Here is a 22925-nt window from a genome sequence, read left to right on the forward strand (position 1 = left end):
GTTAATGCAGAGCTTACTGCGACCAGCGGGCAAATGCCAGGAATTGAACAATTACCAGGACAAACAAAAAAACCGCGAAGGGCATGAAGCCCCAGCGGTTATTTATGATGTGCAAGACTCAGATTATACGCGCTTGGCTCCACGGCCGCCGCGCTTTCCTTCTGTGTTCTTCTTGATCGAAGATATCCGTTCTTCGCTGTCTTTCAGGAAGCGTGACATTTTATCCTCGAATGAAGGTTTACCGGCTGCAGGCTTGAATGGACGCCCACCCCGTTCACGATTGAATCCACCACCGCCGCCTCCGCCACTGCCGCCACCACCGCCGAAACGGTCTCCACCGCTTGGACGTTCTGGTCTTGGAGCTCTGGGGGGACGTACTTCTGACGCCGGCTTATCAACGGCCTGCTTAATGGAAAGTCCGATCTTGCCGTCCTTGTCAACATTGATCACCTTGACGGTTACTACATCCGCAATCTTCAAATGATCGTTAACATCCTTGACGTAGTTATCGGCGATCTCCGAGATGTGAACGAGACCTGTGACACCTCCTGACAGATCCACAAATGCTCCGAAATGCGTGATGCCTGTCACCTTGCCCTCTAACTTGGTGCCCACTTCAATTGCCATAGAATAAAATGATCCTCCCTTAAAAATATACAGACGAATATTAAGTTCATCCTGTCTGCGGTGATTTGATTATACAGTAAAGAACAAAGCAAGGCAACAGAGCGAAAGCCCCTTTTAGCCTGCTTTTATTACTCAGATTGCTCTGTGCGGATAGGTGATTCACCTTCTGGATACATATTATACCATTTACGCGCTAATTGTCCGATATACTCATCCTCATTCAGCCGCGAGACTTCATATTTCAGTTGGTTAAGCGAAGCTGTGACACTTTCATTGCTCTGCTGCTTCTTCGCAAGCTGTTCAGTCTTGTCGGCAATAGCTGAACTCTGGGCAAAGAAAGTAAACCCGGCCCAGCCGAAGAATACCGCTACTACAAAAATCCATATAAACTTTCTTCTCTTCGCGCCTGCGGCCGAAGCCTTATTGTTATTATTCTTCTCTTCCGCAGAGAATCTGTTCATACAGCGTACCCCCAGTTCAAGATCAGCGTTTCCGCCATTCCGATATCCATTTAGTGATCCTCGCCATCCTGGCACTGTGATAGAACCGGGAAAGATACGGAGAGCCCCACCTTACAGGAAGTACCCAGATTGGCTTGGTTAGACGCAGCAGCAGCTTCAAAATATAGAGCAGGATCCGGCCGAGCAGCAGCAGCGTTCCCTTCACAAGGCGCCACAGCCAGAGAAGCGGCCATCCGATCACGATCTCAATACATCTCCATAGCATCCTGCACGTATACTGAACCGACTGAATTAACATTAACACAAAACGCCGTACCGTAACACTGAAGATCAAAAAATAGATCCATACACCTAGAAAGAGTCCGAGAAAGACATAAAACCTCAATTGTCCCTGATTTCCGGCATAAAGCATGCGAAAGACGAACAGGGCAGCCGCTATCCAGTACAGCAGATCCAGCAGCGCATTCAGCCATTTGGGAAAGCTCAGCTTCAGCGACAGCACCCGGTAGCTGTCATAGGCCAGTCCCATGGCTGTGCCGGCCAGTACCATGTAGAACAGGGTGATCCATTGGACCGCGGGATTCATTTGAACAGCTTACGGAGAATCCCTTTATTTTTGCCCTGCGTACCGGGATCCAGATAAATCAGGGAATGAACATTGCCTTCAAGTGACAACAATCCATTCTCCAGACTTAAATTTTTGATATGTAAATGACTTCCCCGAATGGTGAGATGGCCGAGTTCCGTACGCAGCAGAAACTCCTCGCTGTCAAAGCTCTCTACATTCTGCACGCCCGTAAGTTCGACCTGTTTACGGCTGTGCATGTGCAGATCATGTTGTTTATTGACTTTGGCTGGCTCGATCATAGCATGTACCCCTCCTTCTTGGTTCTAATTTATGACGGAAGGACAGGGTATAGAACAGGAAGGCGTGCCATGCATCGTAAAAAAGCGCAACTTCACATAGAGTAAAGTTACGCTTTCGATTACTGCCTGAATATATATCTGCCTTACCAGTCGAGTCCGGTGCTTTTGGCCACAGGCTCTTCACGGAGCAGGGTATACATTCCGGCGGCCTCGTCCTTGCGGGTGGTCTCCACCAGCTTTTCGACTTTGACCGTCACAAGCTTTTGGCCGAACTGCACGGTAATCTCGTCACCGATCTTCACAGTGCTGCTCGGTTTGGATTCCCGTCCATTGATCAGTACCCGGCCCTGTTCGGACACATCCTTGGCCACGGTGCGGCGCTTGATCAGACGGGAGACTTTCAGGAACTTGTCCAGACGCATTAATTAACGGCTTCTTTAAGCTTGTTACCTGCCTTGAAGGCCGGTACAGTCGATTCAGGGATTTCAATAGGTGTGCCCGATTGCGGGTTACGGCCCGTACGGCCGGAACGTTTGCGGGTTTCAAAAGTACCGAATCCGATCAGCTGCACTTTATCTCCGCTTGCCAGAGCTTCTGTAATTTCGCCCAGAACCCCGTTGAGTACTGCTTCTACATCTTTTTTGGCCAATCCGCTTTTTTCGGAAATGTTGTTTACCAGATCTGTCTTGTTCATAATTTGAAGTTCCTCCTAGGATACAAAAAATAAATGAAAATCAGTTTGCTGGCAGAAGTTGCCGCAAAACGTCATTTCGTCTTTATGATATTCTTGATTCTACCCTCAATTCCTGCCATGATCCGCCGTTTTTTTTAAAAATGTAACATCTGGCGGGAGAACCGGGGCTTATAGCACTATAACATTATAAACCTCTCTTTGCATTTCAAATCAGAGATTTAAGGTCCTGTTCACAGCATTACCGTTTCTCCGGCACTGTATACCCTACTGGCTCCGCTCTTCCGTCTTGGCTTCCTGCCAGAGGGCTTCCATCTCTTCGAGACTACTGTCTTGAACACTAGTACCTCTATCAAGCAGTCGCTGCTCAATGTACTGGAACCGGGAGATAAACTTGCGGTTTGTGCGGGTCAGCGCTTCTTCCGGATCGGCATCGATGAAGCGGGCTACATTGGTTGCCGCGAACAGCAGATCACCAAGCTCCAGCATTTGCTCCTCGGCAGACAGCCCCGTTTCAATCGCTTCCTGCAGTTCGTCGACCTCTTCACGGATTTTGGCCAGGACATCCCCGGTATTATCCCAATCGAATCCCACCTTGGAGGCCTTCTTCTGCAGCTTGTAAGCCTTCATCAGTGCAGGCAGGTCACGGGGAACCCCGCTGAGCGCGGATAACGCTTCAGGCTTCACGCCTTTGCGCCGCTTCTCTTCGGCCTTCATGCCATCCCAGTTCTGCAGCGCCTCCTCGGCATTGCCGGCAACCTGGTCACCGAATACATGCGGATGGCGGAAGATCAGCTTCTCATTCAGCCCCTCAATCACATCATAGACGCTAAACGTGCCGAGCTCCTCTTCCATCTGGGCATGTAGCATAATCTGGAGCAGCAGGTCGCCCAGCTCTTCCTTCATATGGTCCGGGTCATCCTCGTCAATCGTTTCCAGCACCTCATAAGTCTCTTCAATCAGGTTCTTGCGCAACGATTCATGGGTCTGCTCACGGTCCCAGGGACAGCCCTCCGGGCTCCGCAAAATATCGACAATCTCATGCAGCCGGGCAAACGTACGCTTTCGCGCATCCTCTGCAGGGTTGATTGGAACATACACCAGCGAGAGGTTACCGTATCCGTCCAGCCGGTCCAGCTCATACAGCGGCACACGCAGAATCTGCTCCTCGCCCTCTACACCGAGAGCATGTCCAACAATTACTTCATACTCCGGCGGATACAGTTCCATCAGGCAGAGCTTGGTTTCTGATGCAGTGAAGCTGTCATAGACCTGTCCGATCAGCGTGTGCAGCTCCGGGTGGAGCTGGGAGCTGCGGATGCCGGAAGCATCCAGCAGCTGGAATCCTTCAATCGGATCAAAGCCCAGACGGACGAACGCCTCATCGAGGAAGCTTTCGCCACCGAGGATATTCAGCTCAATCCCGGCCTCCGGGCAGCGCTGGCGCAGCAGGGATACAGCGGATTCAGCAACCATGGGATGTCCCGGCACGGCATAGACGATTTCTGTGCCTTGCGGAGCCGCTGCTGCCTTCTCAATCAGGGTTGCCGCAATGGCTTCATAGACCTCAGGGAAGGAGGATAACGATTCATACAGCCCGTCGAAAGACTCCGAAGTAATCTCCAGCTCAGCCAGTGCAGCCATGGCGGGATGCTCTGCGGTCCGCACGTAAACGGCGGATGCCGCCTTGAGCTTCTTGATAATGCCCAGTGTCAGCCGGTCCGGATTGCCGGAGCCGAGGCCGACTACAGTTAGTATTGCGCTCATGCCTGTCTACTCCTTTCAGGGCATCTGCCTGCTGCTTGTGCAGCCGGAGGCCCTATGTAAATTATTGGTAAGCCTTAAGGGAACAGGCGCAGCTTCTTCAGCTTGTCCGCCAGCCGGGGGCCGAAGCCCGGAAGCTGGCGCAGTTCATTCTCGCTGAGCAGCCGCAGCGCCACTGCGCCGAGTGCGAAGACGGCGCAGCCTGCGAGCACGCCGAGCAGGCTCTGCGCCAGCGCAGCGGTCCGCCCGCCGCCGAAGCCGGCCGCGTCCGCCGCTCTGCCCGCGGCGAGGCTCACGGCCGCGGCAACCAGCCCCAGGCCCGCGAGCAGCGCTGCGGGCTTCAGCAGGGCATCTGCGAAGCGCAGCCGCAGATAGCCCTGGCGGTGCAGCAGCAGCACGTTCAGCGCTGCTGCGAAGAGATGTGCGGCCACGCCGGCGATGGCCGCACCGGTAATGCCCTGCTGCGGGACCAGCAGCAGGTTCAGGGCCGCCTTAAGCGCAGCGGCGGCCAGAAGGTGCAGCGCCGGCGCACGCACGGCGCCAAGGCCCTGCAGCAGCGCGGCGGAGATGATGCTGACCGTGCCGCCGGCGGCGGTGAAGGCCAGCCAGGTCATCGCACTGCTGCCGGCAGCGTCCCCATACAGAGCCGTGTTAACCGGCTCTGCAAGGACGGCCAGGCCTACGGATGCGGCCAGCCCCAGGAGCCAGAACCAGCGCAGCGACAACGTGATGCGCGTGCGGATAAGGTCCTCGTTCCGCTGGAATTTCGCTTCTGCCAGAGCCGGAATGAATACTACCGACAATGAGGTGGCCAGCATGGTTACGATCTGGACGAGCGGCAGTCCGCGGTTATAGATGCCGAACTGGGCCATAGCGGCCGTCTCACTGCTGCCGCTTCCCGTCAGCAGACGGGGAACCGTGAACACATCCACCAGGCCGATCAGCGGCATAGCCAGAGCGCCCAGCATCACCGGCAGTCCGTAAGCCAGCAGCTTACGGGCATTCGCGCCGCGTTCCGGGCGGACTTCAGCTGCGGCTAGCTTCCCTCTGGACGGAACCTGAAGCATAGCGGCCTGCAGCCCGCGGCGGCGGTAAGTGCGCCAATAGAGGAGCATAACGGCCAAACCTGCCAATCCCCCGCCAGCAGGACCGAGCAATGCGCCGGCGGCAATACCCGCCGCATCGGCACCGGCCGCTGTCAGATAGAGCAGCAGTGCGATCATGACTGCCACACGCACCGACTGCTCTACGACCTGTGACACAGCGGTCGGCATCATATTATGCAGCCCCTGGAAGTAACCGCGCAGTGCGGCCATCAGCGGTACTACTGCCAGTCCCCAGGCACTGCTGCGCAGAGCGGAGGTAATATGGGAATTGCCGACCCACACAGCAATAACCGGTGCTCCGGTATAGACCAGAACCCCGAGAATCAGTCCGGAGACTGCTGTAATGCCCGCTGACAGGCGCAGCACCCGCCGTCCTTCCTGGTCATCCTGCGCAGCAGATGCCTCTGCCACGAACCGGGAGATGGCCGCAGGCAACCCCAGCATGGCCACCGTGACCAGGATCGTATACAGCGGATAGACCGTATTGTAGATACCGAATGCTGCGTCACCGCCCAGGTTCTGCAGCGGAATCTTCTGCAGGGTGCCGATCAGTTTCGAGAAAATAGCTGCCGCGCTAAGAATAAATGCACCTTGCAGCAGCTTAGAGCCCTGTGTGTCTGATTTCATGATATACCTGCTTCTACAGCGTGACTGCCATATTATTGAACGTGAACTTAAGCATGTTACAAGAAAGTCCCCATTCTTAAGTTCATCATATTAGAATGAATTTCTATATTATAGCTTAAGTATGCCCGTAAGTGGAAATGGCTTCACTGATACAACAAAACCCCGCCATTTCCTGTGGATTCATACCCAGAGGATAAGCGGGGTTCTATAGGCCAATCTCTTACTGCTCCATTTGCTTGCCCAGGAAGGCTGCGGCTGTTTCAGCCATCTTTACTTCCATCTGCGCCATTTTTACCGTGTCATCCTTATTCAGCAGTACTACACAGCCGATTGGATCTCCGCCGGAGATAATGGGTGCTGCCACATAGCTGGATAGCAACTCCGTGTGGTCTTTGCTGATGTCGTAGCTGCCCCCATTAGTCTCAAGCACCGTTTTACGGCTTTCCATTACCTTCTCCAGCAGCACGCCAACCTGCTTCTCCAAATAATCCTTCTTGGAGCCGCCGGCGAGTGCGATGAAGGTGTCCCGGTCCGTAATCATGGTAATATGCCCTGTTCCCTCAAACAGTGACTCCGCGTATTCTTTAGCGAAATCACCCAGCTCGCCAATCGGAGAATATTTTTTCAATATAACTTCACCATCACGGTCGACGAAGATTTCCAGAGGGTCTCCTTCCCGAATCCGCAAGGTGCGTCTAATCTCTTTAGGGATAACAACTCGTCCGAGGTCATCAATACGGCGTACAATTCCAGTAGCTTTCATTTCACATGTTGCCCCGCTTTCTTAAGAAGTATGGTCCAACTACTGTCCATTATGGGAATGGTTAATCCCAGTGATTTATCGTAATATCTGACCATAGTATTCATCTCTTCCCAGTTCCTTATACATTCAAGCCGCCTGTTTAAAATAGTTCATGCAAAATCACAAACACAACAGGCGCATCATTCCAGTTATGTTCTTAAATTCACCATTCTATACCTGCTCCAGTCTGTTCAAAAAAGCCGCCTGATGCTTGGCGCATCAGACGGCTTGTCCACCTTTAAAATTATTTGGCTGCTTCTGTAGCGGCCGGAGCTGCTGTGGCATCAGCCGGGGCTGGAGTAGCTGCTGTTCCCGGTTCATCGGCTGCGGCGGTGCTTTTCGGCAGGTTGATCTCAATCTTCAGGCTATCCAGATCCTTTTCGAGGAACGACTCCAGGCTGGCGGAAGCTGCTGAGCTCTTAACGGTCTCCAGCTGCTCTGCCGTCAGCTTGTCGAAGGTTGTCTCCTTGCGGGCTTCAACTTTAATGACGTGATATCCGTAGCTGCTCTTCACCGGATCACTAATTGTATTAAGCGGCAGCGTCTGGGCTGCGGCTTTGAACTCTTCTACGTATTTGGACAGAAGCGTATCCTTATATAAGCCCCCGGTATCCTTCGTACTGGTATCGTCCGAATATTCCTTGGCAACGGCCGCAAAGTCTGCACCGCCGTCCAGCTTCGCTTTGGCTTCATTGGCACGCTTCAGCGCATCTGCATCCGTACGCTCCTTGCCGTCACCATCCGTCAAGCCAACCAGCACATGACGCAGTGTAGCTACGGTGAAGTCAGCTTTAATCGCTTCGTACTCTGTCTTCACCTGCTCGTCCGTTACTTTGAGCAGCATGTCCTGATAAACGGTAAGCACCCGCTGCATATAAGAACGCAGGTCCGATTCGCTTAGATCCTGCTCCTTCAGAGAGCTTTTATAAGAGTCGCCCAGACTGCTCTTGATCGTCTCAATCTGTGTGTCGACTTCTTTCTCTGCTGCCTTCTTCGCCTCATCCGTTGCCTGGCCGGCCAGATACTCAAACGCGACCTCCTGCTTCAGGATAGACTCCTTGAACATATCAATCTCCAGATACTGCGCCTGCTGCGGAGACAGGAATTTCATTACGCGGGTATCCAGATCGAATTCCTTCGCAGTAATCGTTCCGCCATTATAAGTTGCCACGGCTGTATCATCGCTGCTGTCGTTGCTGCAGGCAGCAAGCATTGAGAAGGAAACTGCTGCAACCAGTGAGACCAGCAGCACTTTCCATGGTTTTTTATTTAACGACATTGTGTAATTCTCCCTTCGATTTTAAAGACTGTTTGGCTGCCGCGAGGAATTGCTCCAGCAGATCAAGCAGCTCTTTGTCGCCCAAGTCTTTGGACTTGATGCGGATCGTTGCTTTCGCATCCTTATCAAATTGTACACGTCTTTCGAAGCTATTTCCAACTTTGGCGAGCTTCGCCGTATCAAACGCGCCGATACTCCCTTCATGGAAATTGAGTGAGACCTCATCGCCCCGCCGGACCATGGATTCCATACCGTACAGCTTGCCGTATACCTTAAGCCGGGCCACAGAGAGCAGATTGATGACGGCCTCCGGCAATTCGCCGAACCGGTCAAGCAGCTCATCCTCAAGCTCCGAAGCATCCTCAAAAGTAGCCACCGCAGCGACTTTTTTATAGATTTCAATTTTTTGGATACTGTCGTAAATATACTCGGATGGAAGGTACGCGTCAATCGACAAATCAATCACGGTATTGCCCTGTTTCAGCGAAGTATCCTCTTCACCAAGCACGCTGACTTTACGCTTGCGGATTTCCTCCGCCAGCATCTGCGAATACAGATCGAACCCAACAGAAGCGATGAATCCGTGCTGCTCCGCACCGAGCAGATTACCTGCTCCGCGGATGGAGAGATCGCGCATGGCAATTTTGAAGCCTGAACCAAGCTCCGTGAATTCCTTGATCGACTGCAGGCGTTTCTCAGCCACTTCTGTCAGTACTTTATCCCGCTGGTATGTGAAGTACGCATAAGCTATCCGGTTAGAACGGCCCACACGGCCGCGCAGCTGATAGAGCTGGGAAAGTCCCATTTTGTCGGCATCATGCACAATCAGCGTATTGACGTTTGGAATATCCACGCCAGTCTCTATAATACTTGTGCTGACCAGCACATCGTATTCTCCATCGAGGAAGTCGAGAATGGTCTTCTCCAGCTCCGACTCCGACATCTGCCCATGGCCGATGCCTACTCTTGCCTCCGGCACCAGCATGGAGATTTGTGCAGCCATTTCCTGAATCCCCTGGACACGGTTATAGAGGTAATAGACCTGGCCGCCACGGGCAAGCTCCCGCTCTACCGCTTCACGGGTAAGGGTCTGGCTATGCTCAACAACATACGTCTGTACGGGAAAGCGGTTCTCTGGTGGCGTCTCAATAACTGACAAGTCCCGCACACCAAGCATCGACATATGCAGAGTGCGGGGAATCGGCGTTGCCGTCAGGGTCAGCACGTCGACATTGGTCTTCAGCTTCTTCAGCTTCTCTTTGTGGGTCACGCCGAAACGCTGCTCTTCATCGACAATCAGAAGACCCAGATCTTTGAACACCAGATCCTGCGACAGCAGACGGTGTGTGCCTATAACCACATCCACGGTACCCTGTCTTACTCCCTTAATGGTGTCATTCTGCTCCTTGCGGCTGCGGAAACGGCTCAGCACCTGAATGTTCAGCGGATAGTTGGCGAAGCGCTCACGGAAGGTTTCATAGTGCTGCTGCGCCAGAATCGTCGTTGGCACGAGTACTGCCACCTGCTTGCCCTCAATCGCTGATTTAAAAGCAGCCCGGATCGCCACTTCAGTCTTGCCGTAGCCCACATCTCCGCAGAGCAGGCGGTCCATCGGACGGTTCTGCTCCATATCCTTCTTGATCTCTTCGATCGCGCGAAGCTGGTCACGGGTCTCCTCATACGGGAACATCTCTTCGAATTCACGCTGTTCCTGCGTATCCTTCTCGAAGCCATAACCGAGCGCGCTCTGGCGTTCGGCGTAGAGCTTGATCAGATCATCGGCGATATCCTGGACCGAGCTCCGTACTTTGCTGGTAACCCTCGTCCACTCGTTGCCGCCAAGCTTATATACCTTCGGCTCCTTGTCTTCTGAACCGACATACTTCTGAATGAGATCGATCTGTTCAATCGGAACCGAGAGCTTGTCGCCGCCCGCATAGAGAATATGCATATAGTCGCGGTGAATCCCGCTGACCTCGAGCGTGCCGATGCCCATGTACTTGCCGATCCCGTGGTTCTGGTGAACCACATAATCGCCAATCTTCAGCTCCGTATAACTCTTGATCCGTTCGGCATTGTCAATTCCCTTGGAGACCTTCCGCGCCTTGCGCTGCTTCTGCGAGAACATCTCACCTTCAGTGATGACAGCCAAATGAATGGAAGGCAGCTCAAAACCGGAGCCCAGGTTGCCCTGAAGGATGGTCGGCGCTTCAATCCCGTAGTCGTCCAGCACCCGGCGGACACGCTCCATCCGCTCCTCGCCATTGGCCAGCATAATAACCTTCACGCCGGACTTATGCCAGCGTTCCATCTCGGATTTCAGCACATTCATCTGCCCATGGAAATCCTGCATTCCCCGGCTGATGAAGCCGAGGATATTCTGCGGCTGAATATGCGGAACCTGACGCAGGAAAATCGACATGAACAAGCTCTGGAACGGGCGGTGATACATAATCACATCGCTCTCGACAGAAAGATGCAGGTCAGGCAGCGTTTTGCCGTTCTGCAGCAGATGCAGGTTCCATTCTGACTCATCGCGCTCCAGCTGCTTGGCAGTTTCCAGCAATCGGGCCGGTTCATCCAGCACAAGCAACGTATCCTGTGCCATGTAATCATACAGATGAGAGCGTTCAGGATATAAGAGACTGATATATTTATAGATTTCCGGAAAATAAGTGCCTTCGCGCAGCATTTCCAGCTCCCGGCCCATTTCCTCACGCAGACGCAGCTTGGCCTGACGGTCGCTCATTTTCTCGAGCTGCCGCTCCAGCAGCGCTGACGCAGCTGTAGAGGCCGCATCCTGGCGCAGCTGATCGGCGATAATCTCCTTGGCCGGAGTAATCTTCACACTGCGGACCTTATCAATAGACCGCTGGTCTATGGGATCAAAAGTACGAATGGAATCTACTTCATCATCAAACAGCTCCACCCGGTAAGCCAGTGGAGAAGTCATAGGATAGAAATCAATAATACCGCCGCGCACGCTGAGTTCACCGCGGTTCTCCACCCGCTCGACACGCTCATAGCCCATTTCAATCATGGACATGAGGAATTCATCCAGCGAAAGGGTACCGTCCTGCGAAACGGTCAGCTGGGCTCCGGCCATCACATGAGGGGCGGGGAGCAGCCGCCGGACGCCGGAGTACGGAACAACTACAACTCCACGGAAGCCCTTGGCACATTTCGTAAGCACATCAATACGCTGAGCGAGTGTCTCGGGGCTCGAGACTGCAGCTTCAGCAGCTACCAGCTCATTAGCCGGATACAGCAGCACACGGTCCGGAGAAAGCGCTTCCTGCAAATCCTCGGCCATCTTCTGGGCCGAGAACATATTATGAGTGACTACCAGCAGCGGACGCTCCGTCTCTTCATGCAGCGCAGCCAGCATAATTTGTCTGGCCGAGCCGGATAAGCCGGAGATAAGCTGCTCCTTCATACCTGCAGCGATACCGCTGGTGACGGACTGAAAATCGGGATCCTTCGAAAAAGCTTCTATAAGACCTTGTAACAACAGGTGCACCTCTCTTACTAAACAGGCTGACAGCAGCATTGCCGCTGCCACCTATTATAATTAGAATCGAAAACAAGCCTCAGCGGATAAGGCCAAGGCTTGCGGATGACGATAGAGACAGGCGCTTCCACCTACTGAAGCGGACTGGCCAGCAGGCTGAGTTCCGGATTGTTATCCAGGGCCTGCTTGCAGTAACCGCAGGTAACCTTCACCGTAATCTCACCTTCTGAATCATACGCTATTATATCTCTGCGTTCCGCAGGGGTCAAGGAATGTAGGCCCAGCTGCATCTCTGTGATATCACTTCTGCCGATGCTTCCTAAGAATGTCCGGCAGTGCCTGCATACATAGTTTATTGCCATCTATATGCCTCCTGAAGGTAGTATATACCTCCAGTATGCCCCGCCCCGGATAGCTTTAGCCTTAAATTACTGCACCCTATACCTTGTAATCAGCCATTGAACTTGGCCATGGTCTGCTCAAATGTATGCTGCAGGCCAAATTCCACTGCATCACAAGTATCCATAATCATCGTTTCCAGCTTGGGTCCATCTTTCTTGGAGAACGTAGACAGCACATAATCGACAATTGCAAATCCCGGCTCAGGACGTGAGATCCCCATCCGCACCCGGTTGAAGCTCTGGGTGCCTGTGTGCTGGATGATCGACTTGATTCCGTTATGTCCGCCGGCACTGCCTTGATAGCGCAGCCGGATTTTGCCCAGCTCCGTATCCAGATCATCATAGACAACAATCATATCTTCCAGCTGGACCTTGTAATAATCCATATAAGCGCGGACCGCCTCACCGGACAGGTTCATGAAAGTCATCGGTTTAATCAGTACGGTCTTAACTCCGCCAATGACACCTTCGCCGATCACCGCTTTGCATTTATTCTGGTTAAAGGCAATTCCGTGTCTGGACGCAAGCTCATCCAGCGCCATGAAGCCAACATTATGCTTGGTCTTCGCGTATTGCGTTCCGGGATTTCCAAGTCCAACAATCCATTTCATAACTAAGGTCTATCCTTTCCGCCCGGTACTCCCAGCAGAAGAGTTCCGTTTTTGGTACAATAAGTTTATACTCCGAAGACAGGTGATGAACAATGCCACATCAGGGCGATATTTTAACATTACCGCGCCATTTCCAGTACCATATTCAATATGCTGTGCCTGTTGAAGTATTTAGGGGTAGCGCTCATGTAGACATCGGTGTGATTACAGCGGTGGATGAAGGCTTTGTGGAGCTCCAGGGGACGCTATACAACCGCAGCCTGTTCACCTTCATCTCCCGCCCGGGATACTGAAACGTACCAGCCGCTCCGTTTCCCGCATCACGCCGACAAGGGTTACATCTTCCGCTTCACGGAGGTGTAACCCTTTTTCTAATATAAGCAGCTTATTCGATCTCGAACAGTTTACTGATCGACAGCTCTTCATGCACACGAATAATAGCTTCGCCCATAAGCGGAGCTACGGACAGTACTTTGAGCTTGCTTGTCGGATTACTACTGCGAATTGGAATGGTATCCGTCACGATAATTTCTTTGATTGGAGAGTTTTCCAGACGTTCATGCGCAGGCCCGGACAATACAGGATGTGTACAGCAGGCGTAGACTTCCTTCACGCCGCCTTCCATCAGAGCATTGGCCCCCAGCACGATCGTTCCTGCCGTATCGATGATATCATCGATCAGAATCGCTGTTTTACCTTCAATGTTACCGATAATGTTCATAACCTCACTAACATTCGGCTCAGGACGGCGCTTGTCGATGATCGCCAGTGGAGCGTTGAGGAAATCAGCAAGCTTTCTTGCCCGCACAACACCGCCATGGTCCGGAGATACGACAACCGGGTTCTGAATTTGCTTGGAACGGAAGTATTGGGCCAGAATCGGAACACCCAGCAGATGATCCACAGGAATATCGAAGAAGCCTTGAATTTGCATCGCATGAAGGTCCATGGTAATGACGCGATGTGCACCCGCTTTTTCAATCAGGTTCGCTACCAGCTTGGCCGTAATCGGATCGCGTGAACGGGCCTTACGGTCTTGGCGCGCATAACCGTAGTAAGGAATGACGACATTGATGCTCTTCGCAGACGCACGCTTAAGCGCATCTACCATAACCAGAAGCTCCATCAGATTGTCGTTAACCGGTCCACAGGTGGACTGCACAATATATACATGACAGCCCCGGACGCTTTCCGACAGCTTAACCTGAATCTCTCCGTCGCTGAAGCTGGTAGTGTGGGACTCGCCCATCGGAATACCGATATAATCGGCAATCTGACTGGCCAGCTTAGGATTGGAGTTGCAGGTGAAAATCTTTAGTTTGGAATCGCAATAAGTCATAAAATATAAACCCTCCGTGACGGAATTTAACTTCCAAGTAGCACCGGCGCGGATTTGCAGAGTCCGTCCGGCGCTTTGGCCTTGGGCGCTTTACGATGGACTCGACTGGTCTTTCTTCGCTTTGGCACGGGAGCGGATCTTATCCGCATAACCCGGCTTATTCTCCTGCCTTACTCTGGCAACAGCCAGATCATTCTCCGGAACAGAACGAGTGATGGTTGACCCCGCTACAACGAATGCGCCTTTGCCCACAGTTACCGGAGCTACAAGGTTCACATTGCTGCCGATAAAGGCATCATCCCCGATTTCTGTTCTCGACTTATTGTAGCCATCATAGTTAACAGTGATGGCACCACAGCCGATATTCACATTCTTACCGACCTCGGCATCACCGACATAGCTTAAATGGGACACTTTGGAGCCGTCACCGATTGTAGCATTCTTGATCTCCACGAAATCGCCGATCTTGACCTCTTCGCCAAGCACGGCACCCGGACGCAAATACGCAAAAGGCCCAACGGAAGCCCGTGCGCCGACCTCAGCCTGACTCAGTACGGAGTGCTTCACTACAGCACCGTCCATAATCACGCAGTCTTCAATTTCGCTCGCAGGTCCGATCACACAATCTTCGCCGATTACCGTCTTGCCTTTGAGCACAGTGCCCGGATACAGCACAGTGTCTGCTCCAATGACAACATCCGCTCCAATATAGGTAGAGGCAGGATCGATTAAAGTTACGCCGTTCAGCATATGCCCGCGGTTGATACGCTCACGCATATAGCCTTCCGCTTCGGACAATGCCAGGCGGTCATTCACACCAATAGACTCTGCAGCATCATGGGCCTGATATCCAAGAACGATATCTCCCTGTGCCCGGAGTATACCGATAACATCAGTCAAATAATATTCCTGCTGGTTATTGGTATTGGTTACCTTCTCCAGAGCGGCAAATAGCTTAACGTTATCAAAACAATAAGTTCCTGTATTGATTTCGCTGACAGCGGCTTCGCTCTCTGTGCAGTCCTTCTGTTCTACAATCCTCTGCACTCCGCCGTCTTCGCCACGGATAATCCGTCCATATCCGGCAGGCTGCTCCATAACAGCGGTGAGGACGGTTGCGGCAGCTTTCTGCGCTTCATGCAGCGCCATCAGCCCTTCCAGCGTCTCGGTCATTACCAGCGGAGTATCCCCGCAGATTACGATCGTAGTTCCTTCTTCGCCGCCAAGCAGATCTTTGGCTTGTTTGACGGCATGCCCGGTTCCAAGCTGGATATCCTGCAGCACATATTCGGCACTGTCGCCTACATAAGCTTTAACTTTCTCAGCGCCGTGACCTACGACGACGACTGTACGCTCGCATCCGGTCGCCTTTACTGTATCAAGCACGTGCCCTACCATCGGTTTGCCGCAGACGGGGTGCAGCACTTTGTATAATTTAGATTTCATGCGCTTGCCTTGGCCTGCAGCAAGTACAACAGCCATTCTTTTCAAGAATGCCAACCTCCTACTTCTTGAACTCACTACTGAATATATCTCATTCCGGGCAAAAAGAAAAGAGAACCATGAAGGCATGGTTCCCTTTTCTTCGAACCCCAATAAAATCCCCCCACAAAGTGGGGCTTTGGCTTCGAGGCTGACCCAGGTACTTTGCGGGGGCCCCAAAACATAAAAAGTCTTATCTTAAAAAAACGGCATGGCTTTACGCCGCCCGGGAGGGCAGCAATCCTTGAGAGTCAGCGCTTCACAGCTTAAGCTCCCTCTTCAATGACTTCTTCTTCTTCCGTAGCGGCGCGTTCGTACTCGGCCAGAACCGCAGATTGAATCTTTTCGCGCGTTCCCGAAGAAATCGGGTGAGCGATATCGCGGAATTCACCGTCAGGTGTACGCTTGCTGGGCATTGCAACGAACATCCCGTTATTACCATCGATGACGCGTATGTCATGAACAACAAACTCGTTATCGATTGTAATGGATGCGATTGCTTTCATTCTCCCCTCAGAGTTGACGCGGCGGAGTCTGACATCCGTAATTTGCATGTGTGTGTTCACCACCTTTTTCCATCAGAGACTTGGTGTATAATTCCACACAGCAAAGCGAATTCCTTCTTTTTCATTCCATAAAATACCTGATAAAGAAGATTATTTTTGCAGAACCATTGATTTCGACACATTTCGTGCTGTTATCTTAAGATTCCTCACGGTTTCGACATTATGCACGGGTTTTTAATCTTGGAAATCCAGCTCCCTCAGGAGGGGAAATAGTTGCCGGGATACGCGGAAATGCGCCGCACCTTGGAATCTACCTCAGTAAGCTTTACGAGCGATACGTAATCATGCAGCAGGCGTTCTTCCTTCTCCACCGCTCCAGATTCTACAAGTACGCCTACACCGGCGACCTCAGCATTGAACTCACCCAGCAGATCAACCATCCCGCGTACGGTACCGCCCGCCTTCATGAAGTCATCCACGATCAGCACCCGGGATTTCTCACGCAGTGCCCGTCTGGACAGCGACATCGTATGTATGCTCTTGTGCGAACCCGAGACATAGTTAATGCTTACCGCCGAACCCTCGGTCACCTGATGGTCGCGGCGCACCAGTACTACAGGCAGCCCAAGCTGCGCAGCCGTCGCATAAGCCAGCGGAATCCCCTTGGTCTCCACCGTCATCACAACATCAATCTCTACTCCGTAAAAAGCCGTAGCAATAATCTTACCGGCCTGCTCCATCAGGGACGGCAGTCCCAGCAGATCGGACATGTACAAATACCCGCCGGGCAGAATCCGGTCACTCTGCTCCAGCTGCCCGCACAGACGGTTCACGAAAGCAAGGGCCATGTCCATCGGCATCCGCGGAATATACCTGACTCCGCCTGCAGCACCCGCCAGGGTTTGCAGTTCGCCCATGCCCTCACCTTCAAATACCTCTTTTATAATAGCCAGATCTTCACTGACCGATGACTTCGCTGCACCGTACCGCTCTGCGAAGGTCGAGAGCGGCAGCAGATCATGCGGCTTCTCAAGTAAAAATTGGGTCATATCAACCAATCGCTGGCTTCGTTTAAGTTTCTTCACGGAATGCTCCTCGCCAAAACCGAATATTATTATGAATAATATCATTTTTGTACGGATTTACACAAGCGAAAACGGTTATACCGTCCTTTTGGAGTTGACTTGTGCTTCGCTCAAGAAGAAACGGTTAAGCTGACTGGAGCAGCGCTAACCGTTTCTGTGTGCCTTCCGGCTCAGCTCAGCGAACGCACGGCATAGACTTCCTTGCAGAATCCGCGGAGCCCGTTATAGATTCTTGCTACCTTGGACTGCTTCGATACCAGGCCGAATACTGTCGGTCCGCTGCCGGACATCAGCACCCCGTCTGCCCCCAGCTTCATCATCGCTTCCTTGAGCTGCTGTACCTCCGGGTGCAGCTTCAAGGTCACATCCTCCAGCACATTGCCCAGGCCCGCGCAGACCGCCGAGAAATCGCCGGCTTCAATCGCCTGCTGCATCCGGAGTGCGGACGGATGAACCGCGATGTTATTCGCGCGTACGCGTCCGTACACCTCAGCCGTCGATACATTAATCGGCGGCTTGGCCAGGACGACCCAGCATTGCGGCGGACTCGCTATTTGCGTCAGCCGTTCTCCCCTGCCCGTAGCCAGGGCAGTGCCTCCTGTGACGCAGAACGGGACGTCCGAGCCCAGCTCGGCGCCCAGTTCCTGCAGCTCCTGCGCCGGGATCCCGAGGCGCCAGAGCCGGTTCAGGCCGCGCAGCGTAGCCGCGGCGTCACTGCTGCCGCCGGCAAGGCCGGCAGCGACCGGAATTCTTTTGTCCAAGTGAATATGTACACCGCTTCTCACGTTATAGCGGTCTTTAATCAGTCTTGCGGCCTGGAAGGCCAGATTCTTCTCGTCCAGCGGAATATACCCGGCCTGGCTAGAGATAATAATGGAATCACGCTTCAGCTCGGAGAGCTCCAGACGGTCGGCCAGATCGACCATAGTCATAATCATTTCCACTTCATGAAATCCGTCAGCGCGCTTATGCAGCACATCCAGCATCAAATTAATCTTGGCCGGCGCTTTCTCATACATTTTCAAGGCGTTCACCCACCCTCAGCTTTTCCCGTAAAAACAACTTAACATATTATATGAGAAACTGGCAGTGAAGTCCATTAACAAAAGTTGAGTAAGCTTCTCCGGACCCCCGTATTTGGAAAAAGGTACCGCCAGCAGGCGATACCCAGGTTACAACTGCAGACCCCAGCTTTACGGCGTTACGATTTCCGTGCAGCCTGTTCAGCCAGCTGAATCGCTCTCTTGACCATGTTCCCGGCGTCAACTGCCCGGATTCCGCCCCAGCCTTCCTGCTCTACCGTTTCATAAAATCCAAGCTCCTTGGCCAGCTCTGTCTTCAGTTCCTCCGACATCATGCCCCGTCTTCTGCGGCTCATTACGGATTCCTCCCTGTATGCTATTGGATGATGAGCTACTGCTTATGTAGTATGCGGCCAAGGGGCACAGGTCATGCAGCGGAAAAACAAAAAACAGCCCCCCTGCAGGGAGACTGTCCGTGACGCTAAGCTTTAATATACATAATCCGCATCTGCCCATCGTCTTCGGTAACTGTGATTTCCACAGATTCAGTAAGGATATCGGCATAGCTATAGGAGACTCGCTTGAAGGTTTGCTGCTCCTGATCCAGTTTGACAATAAATACAGAAGGGTACGTTTCTTCCAGGACACCGGTACGTTCAACGGTCTTGCGACGACCACCGTTAGCCCGCAACGTGATCTTATGACCGACGTGAGCTTCGAGACTGCGTTTGATTTCCAACAGCGCGTTATTAGCCATTGCCTGACGACCACCTCTTTCCTTGTCCATTATACAACTTTTCACAATCATTGTCAAAGCAAATAAATAATTATAGATGATGCTAAAATAGTTGTCAACGGAATTTTTTTAGAAGCAAGTAGTCCCGGCTTAAGCGCCTTGTTATCGGTAATGCTGAACGCAAATCTGCCCATGAAAAAAGGAAGGATAAGCCGGATCGCTTATCCTTCCTTCTCTATATCCGCCGCTACAGCACCGAAGGCGCCACCTTCAGGGTAGCAAGATTCTGCAGCCGGGGCATCCCGATACGGAAGCTCCCGCGGGTCTCAATTCCACCCATTCCCTGGTTGCCGCTGATGGTATGGTTCAATACATCGCTCAAATTGACCGTATCGCGGATCGATGTGAATGAAGCCTTGGCCGCAATATAGACGGGGTCCAGGGCATGAATGAGTATTCTTCCCGGTGAGCTGGCGAAATTCGCCCCTGTGCCCAGCAGCGCCTCGAAATGCGACTGGCAGGCCCCTGCAACAATCGTCAGGGCGTCGAAATTCCGCTCATACTCCCGGGCAACCTGGATAGCCGCAACAAAATTCTGTGAATTTTTGTAGCTGCTCAAGCTGTAGAGATCATAACCCTGCTGTTGCTTAAGTACTCCGTCATGACCGGTAATCACCACGATATCCGGACGCACACGGGGCAGCAGCCGGTATAAGGTCTCCGCCATTTTGGACTCATGAATATGATGCCCTTCGGCGGGTATGCGCAACTGCTCATACAGACTCAGGCTTTTCTTCAGGTAAAGCGCATCGCCATCCAAATGCAGCACCTTACCCGGCACTTCAAAGTAAGCAGCTTCCTTGGGAGATTGGGTCCAGGTCCCGGATACACTCTCTCCGCTGCGCTGGCTCTGCTCCTGACGGTCTTTGCGCAGCCAGCTCAGGGATTCTATGGCTTTGATCTGCGCCTGCTGCCCCCGCTCTGTAATCCGGGTAGGAGGCACCTGCACCAGATCATCCAGCGGAGAGTCCGCCAGCAACCGGAATTCCGTCCCCTTGATGACGGCTTTATTCTGCACTATATTCTCTACCCGGAAAGTCACATCGCCGCCATAAGATTTACGTATGACCAAGTCTCCTAAATTCATTACAACACCACCTCTACCCCATGTTATGGGCAAAGGTCCCGGTTGGTTCATCACCCGGAGTGTTTTCTGCTGATTATACGATTCCTGCAGCCAGCAGGACAGCGCTTAGCCGCGCATATTCCTCCAGGCTAAGTGTCTCTCCGCGGCGGGACGGCTCTATCCCTGCTTCAGCCAGCAGGGCCTCCAGACGCTCACGCCCCTCTTCAGCGAAGTAGCGGGCCTTCAGGTTATTGGCGATCGTCTTGCGCCGCTGGGTGAAGGATGCCTGGACAACATCGAAGAAATGCTTCTCGTCGGCAACTTCAACCGGAGGACGCTCTCTGACCTTCAGACGGATGACGGCTGATTCTACATTCGGCTGCGGAATGAACACTGTCCGGGGTACCATGCAGACCAGCTCGGGCTCGCTGTAATACTGGACGGCAATACTAAGACTTCCGTACTCTTTGCCCCCAGGAGAAGCAGCCATACGTTCGGCAACTTCCTTCTGGATCATAACGACTATGTTATCAAGCGGCAGCTTCTCTTCCAGCAGCTTCATGAGAATCGGGGTCGTCACATAATACGGGAGGTTGGCTACTACGCTAACCCGGTCCACACCGGCAAAATCTTCGGCAAACAGCTCCTGCATGTTGACCTTCAGTACATCATCATTGCGGATCTTTACATGGGGATAGGGTGACAGGACATCCCTGAGGATCGGGATCAGTCTGCGGTCAATCTCCACCGCTGTGACCGCTCCTGCTGTCATCGCCAGCCTTTCCGTCAGGGCTCCGATACCCGGGCCAATCTCCAGTGCGCCTGCTGCAGAATCCAGACCTGCGGCATCGACAATTTTGTCCAGAATATTCTGGTCGATCAAAAAGTTCTGGCCCAGGCTTTTTTTGAACGAAAACCCGTACCGCTGTATGATTGCTTTGGTTCTAGTTGGGGATGAGATATTCAGAGTGTCGCTCATGAAGTAATGCCTCCCTGATCAATTTGGGCGAGAGCGCGCGCGAACTCTTCGCGTGTAATACCGAACATCGCCAGACGCTTGTACAGCTGCTTGCCGTTGCAATAACCGATACCCAGCAGATTGCCAAGCTGCATTCTTCTCTCTGCTGCCTGTGCGTGTACCATCATACCTGCGGCCATAAGATCATCCAGCCCGATTACAGCCGGTGCCCCTTCAAAAGAAGTGTGGACATGCTCCAGCGCATGGCGGATGGCCTCAGGCGAGGCATTCTCCACACCTATATCCCCTTTGCGGGTAGCATCCTTCTCCGGAATGAATGCGTGCTTGCATCCGGGTACCTTGGAGGAGACAATTTTGCGAATTCGCTCTCCGGCATGATCGGGATCCGTGAGGATGATAACCCCTCTGCGTTCCATGGCTAATGTAATCTTCGCAATGACCTTGCGGTCCACTGCGGAACCGCCTGTTTCAATCGTATCCGCTTCTACGGCCCGCTTAACGGCCACGGTATCGCTTTTACCTTCGACGACAATTAATTCTTTAATCATAAATAATTTACTCCCTTACTCTAAAACGCAAAAAGAAGAGGATTCGCTCCCCTTCTTTTTGGCTAAAGAATGTATAAGTGATGAGCGGCAGCTCTCTAAATTCCGTAAGTGCTACCCCCACTATATCTTATAAACCGCTAATTTGCAAAAGACTTGCCGCTTAGTTAAGCTCCGGCTTCACAGGTCCAATCACATAGATGGTCCGCGACTTCCGGCCGAAATTACGGGCATGGCTCAGTGAATCGTAGTAAACATCCACCTTGTTGCCTTTAATGGCACCGCCGGTATCCTCTGCTCGGCGAAACCCTAATCCCTCAATGTACACCCACCAGCCAATTGGTATTACATTCGGATCCACTGCAATAGTGCGGCCTTCCGTTACGCGTGTGCCGGAGGCGGTGCGTGTTCCAATTCCCGGTTCTTCCGATGAATAAGCCGTCATGGATACGTTTTTGATCATTTTTTTGTATTCAAAATCTACGCCTGCCTTGCTCGTGACGTTGTTGCTCTTCGCACTGACTTTGGATGATTTGGAGGTTGTTGTTGCTTTGGATGTAGTTGCAGCAGCTACAACAGGCTTCGGAACCGCTTTGGTACCGACAGCAATAACCTTATCTTTGGTTACCGTCTGAACTTCCTTGCCGACCATATTCATGGAGACTAGCTCCCCATCCTGATATATCTTCTCGATATGCTGGATGATCGCGCCCGGCTTGCCTGCCTGTGCAACTCTTACGTCTCCCTTATACAGAGAGGGGTCTGCGGTTTTGATGACCTTAAAAGGCAAGTTTACTGTCCGCTGTACGGTCTGCTTGGTAATACGGACAATCTTGACTTCCATGTCGGGTGTGACTGCGGTATCAAGCGAAGGGAAAATCTTGTCATTGCCCTCCAGGCTGTAACCCAGCTTGGTAATGGCATCTCCGAGCGAATCCTCGGTGGTGTATATGGTCTTGGTTGCACCGTCTGCAGTAAGCACAAGCTTCTGCGCACGGGTGATTACGACACGGTCGCCGTCTTGTATTTCATCACTAAGGCCAATAGATAGCTCATCATACGGCTGCAGCGAAATTTGTTCCTTTGCCAGCACATCACTGAGCAGCGCTTCCCGCGTCTCCAGTGTCTGTACCTGTCCGTCTATAACTAAAATAATTTCTTTATTACTCTGACCGTGTACGTACAGCAGAATTAACAGTGCGATAACAATCGATATCACACCTGCAAGTGAAAGTACGCGAGGATTCACTTGCTTCAACCGTAATGCGAAAGACCTGCTGGATGATTGCGAATCATGGGATACCTCTGGTTGGAATACGCCCACTCTCTCCATCCTCCTTACATAGCCCCGTCGTCCA

The 22925-nt window shown here is 52.5% G+C and carries 25 protein-coding genes; 1 reads left to right on the top strand and 24 read right to left on the bottom strand.

Annotated elements, in window-relative coordinates:
- Positions 1–123: 123 nt before the first annotated feature.
- The 13 genes from NSU14_RS32090 to pth form a co-directional block, all read right to left on the bottom strand.
- The gene (locus NSU14_RS32090; protein WP_042132690.1) at positions 124–627 is read right to left on the bottom strand and encodes a S1 domain-containing RNA-binding protein; all 504 of its coding nucleotides are present in this window, start codon (positions 625–627) and stop codon (positions 124–126) included.
- A 128-nt stretch (positions 628–755) separates the two neighbouring features.
- On the bottom strand, positions 756–1088 hold the full coding sequence (locus NSU14_RS32095; protein ID WP_340948482.1) for an FtsB family cell division protein: 333 nt from the start codon (positions 1086–1088) through the stop codon (positions 756–758).
- A gap of 22 nt (positions 1089–1110) precedes the next feature.
- A complete protein-coding gene (gene yabQ, locus NSU14_RS32100) occupies positions 1111–1674 on the bottom strand; it encodes a spore cortex biosynthesis protein YabQ (protein ID WP_336101286.1) in 564 nt (187 codons plus the stop codon).
- Positions 1671–1955 (bottom strand): sporulation protein YabP, encoded by a 285-nt coding sequence (gene yabP, locus NSU14_RS32105; RefSeq protein WP_039309510.1) that lies wholly within the window; start codon positions 1953–1955, stop codon positions 1671–1673. The genes yabQ and yabP overlap by 4 nt, the downstream gene beginning before the upstream one ends.
- A gap of 143 nt (positions 1956–2098) precedes the next feature.
- The gene (locus NSU14_RS32110) at positions 2099–2377 is read right to left on the bottom strand and encodes an RNA-binding S4 domain-containing protein (RefSeq protein ID WP_036723951.1); all 279 of its coding nucleotides are present in this window, start codon (positions 2375–2377) and stop codon (positions 2099–2101) included.
- Positions 2377–2649: an HU family DNA-binding protein gene (locus NSU14_RS32115; RefSeq protein WP_039309509.1), complete on the bottom strand. Its 273-nt coding sequence runs from the start codon at positions 2647–2649 to the stop codon at positions 2377–2379. The genes NSU14_RS32110 and NSU14_RS32115 overlap by 1 nt, the downstream gene beginning before the upstream one ends.
- A gap of 264 nt (positions 2650–2913) precedes the next feature.
- The gene (gene mazG, locus NSU14_RS32120; RefSeq protein WP_340948484.1) at positions 2914–4413 is read right to left on the bottom strand and encodes a nucleoside triphosphate pyrophosphohydrolase; all 1500 of its coding nucleotides are present in this window, start codon (positions 4411–4413) and stop codon (positions 2914–2916) included.
- 74 nt (positions 4414–4487) lie between these two features.
- On the bottom strand, positions 4488–6143 hold the full coding sequence (locus NSU14_RS32125) for a putative polysaccharide biosynthesis protein (RefSeq protein WP_340948485.1): 1656 nt from the start codon (positions 6141–6143) through the stop codon (positions 4488–4490).
- Between the two features lie 220 nt (positions 6144–6363).
- A complete protein-coding gene (gene spoVT / locus NSU14_RS32130) occupies positions 6364–6906 on the bottom strand; it encodes a stage V sporulation protein T (protein WP_039305786.1) in 543 nt (180 codons plus the stop codon).
- A gap of 283 nt (positions 6907–7189) precedes the next feature.
- Positions 7190–8224 (bottom strand): peptidylprolyl isomerase, encoded by a 1035-nt coding sequence (locus NSU14_RS32135; protein ID WP_042132686.1) that lies wholly within the window; start codon positions 8222–8224, stop codon positions 7190–7192.
- Complete coding sequence (gene mfd / locus NSU14_RS32140) at positions 8211–11735, bottom strand: transcription-repair coupling factor (RefSeq protein WP_042140608.1); 3525 nt, start codon at positions 11733–11735, stop codon at positions 8211–8213. Before mfd ends, NSU14_RS32135 begins: the two co-directional genes overlap by 14 nt.
- Before the next feature lie 131 nt (positions 11736–11866).
- Positions 11867–12097: an anti-sigma-F factor Fin family protein gene (locus NSU14_RS32145; protein WP_039305780.1), complete on the bottom strand. Its 231-nt coding sequence runs from the start codon at positions 12095–12097 to the stop codon at positions 11867–11869.
- Between the two features lie 89 nt (positions 12098–12186).
- Positions 12187–12747 carry an aminoacyl-tRNA hydrolase gene (pth, locus tag NSU14_RS32150; RefSeq protein WP_042132685.1) on the bottom strand — a complete coding sequence of 187 codons (561 nt, stop codon included), beginning with the start codon at positions 12745–12747 and terminating at the stop codon, positions 12187–12189.
- Positions 12748–12839: 92 nt separating this feature from the next.
- Here pth and NSU14_RS32155 point away from each other — a divergent pair, with 92 nt between their 5' ends.
- Entirely contained in the window at positions 12840–13040 is a 201-nt protein-coding gene (locus NSU14_RS32155) for a hypothetical protein (protein WP_039305774.1), read from the top strand.
- Between the two features lie 92 nt (positions 13041–13132).
- Here the strand turns inward: NSU14_RS32155 and NSU14_RS32160 are convergent, their stop codons facing one another.
- The 11 genes from NSU14_RS32160 to NSU14_RS32210 form a co-directional block, all read right to left on the bottom strand.
- Positions 13133–14086: a ribose-phosphate diphosphokinase gene (locus tag NSU14_RS32160; protein ID WP_019914487.1), complete on the bottom strand. Its 954-nt coding sequence runs from the start codon at positions 14084–14086 to the stop codon at positions 13133–13135.
- A gap of 90 nt (positions 14087–14176) precedes the next feature.
- Entirely contained in the window at positions 14177–15577 is a 1401-nt protein-coding gene (gene glmU / locus NSU14_RS32165) for a bifunctional UDP-N-acetylglucosamine diphosphorylase/glucosamine-1-phosphate N-acetyltransferase GlmU (protein ID WP_042132684.1), read from the bottom strand.
- A gap of 257 nt (positions 15578–15834) precedes the next feature.
- Entirely contained in the window at positions 15835–16122 is a 288-nt protein-coding gene (gene spoVG, locus NSU14_RS32170) for a septation regulator SpoVG (RefSeq protein ID WP_036696395.1), read from the bottom strand.
- Between the two features lie 209 nt (positions 16123–16331).
- A complete protein-coding gene (purR, locus tag NSU14_RS32175; RefSeq protein WP_042132683.1) occupies positions 16332–17159 on the bottom strand; it encodes a pur operon repressor in 828 nt (275 codons plus the stop codon).
- Between the two features lie 170 nt (positions 17160–17329).
- Positions 17330–18184: a 4-(cytidine 5'-diphospho)-2-C-methyl-D-erythritol kinase gene (gene ispE / locus NSU14_RS32180; protein ID WP_042132682.1), complete on the bottom strand. Its 855-nt coding sequence runs from the start codon at positions 18182–18184 to the stop codon at positions 17330–17332.
- A 176-nt stretch (positions 18185–18360) separates the two neighbouring features.
- Complete coding sequence (locus tag NSU14_RS32185; protein WP_039305760.1) at positions 18361–18537, bottom strand: small, acid-soluble spore protein, alpha/beta type; 177 nt, start codon at positions 18535–18537, stop codon at positions 18361–18363.
- A 125-nt stretch (positions 18538–18662) separates the two neighbouring features.
- Entirely contained in the window at positions 18663–18938 is a 276-nt protein-coding gene (veg, locus tag NSU14_RS32190) for a biofilm formation stimulator Veg (RefSeq protein ID WP_036696386.1), read from the bottom strand.
- Positions 18939–19164: 226 nt separating this feature from the next.
- Positions 19165–20064, bottom strand: a complete 900-nt coding sequence (gene yabG / locus NSU14_RS32195) for a sporulation peptidase YabG (protein WP_042132681.1) — start codon at positions 20062–20064, stop codon at positions 19165–19167.
- A 73-nt stretch (positions 20065–20137) separates the two neighbouring features.
- Positions 20138–21022: a 16S rRNA (adenine(1518)-N(6)/adenine(1519)-N(6))-dimethyltransferase RsmA gene (gene rsmA / locus NSU14_RS32200; RefSeq protein WP_042132680.1), complete on the bottom strand. Its 885-nt coding sequence runs from the start codon at positions 21020–21022 to the stop codon at positions 20138–20140.
- Entirely contained in the window at positions 21019–21570 is a 552-nt protein-coding gene (gene rnmV, locus NSU14_RS32205) for a ribonuclease M5 (protein WP_039305750.1), read from the bottom strand. The genes rsmA and rnmV overlap by 4 nt, the downstream gene beginning before the upstream one ends.
- Before the next feature lie 160 nt (positions 21571–21730).
- Positions 21731–22891, bottom strand: coding sequence for a 3D domain-containing protein (locus NSU14_RS32210; RefSeq protein WP_042132679.1), 1161 nt, complete (start codon positions 22889–22891; stop codon positions 21731–21733).
- Between the last annotated feature and the right edge of the window lie 34 nt (positions 22892–22925).

Origin of the sequence: Paenibacillus sp. FSL R10-2771, assembly GCF_038000205.1 — a bacterium.
In the GTDB taxonomy this organism is placed as follows: domain Bacteria; phylum Bacillota; class Bacilli; order Paenibacillales; family Paenibacillaceae; genus Paenibacillus_AQ; species Paenibacillus_AQ phytohabitans.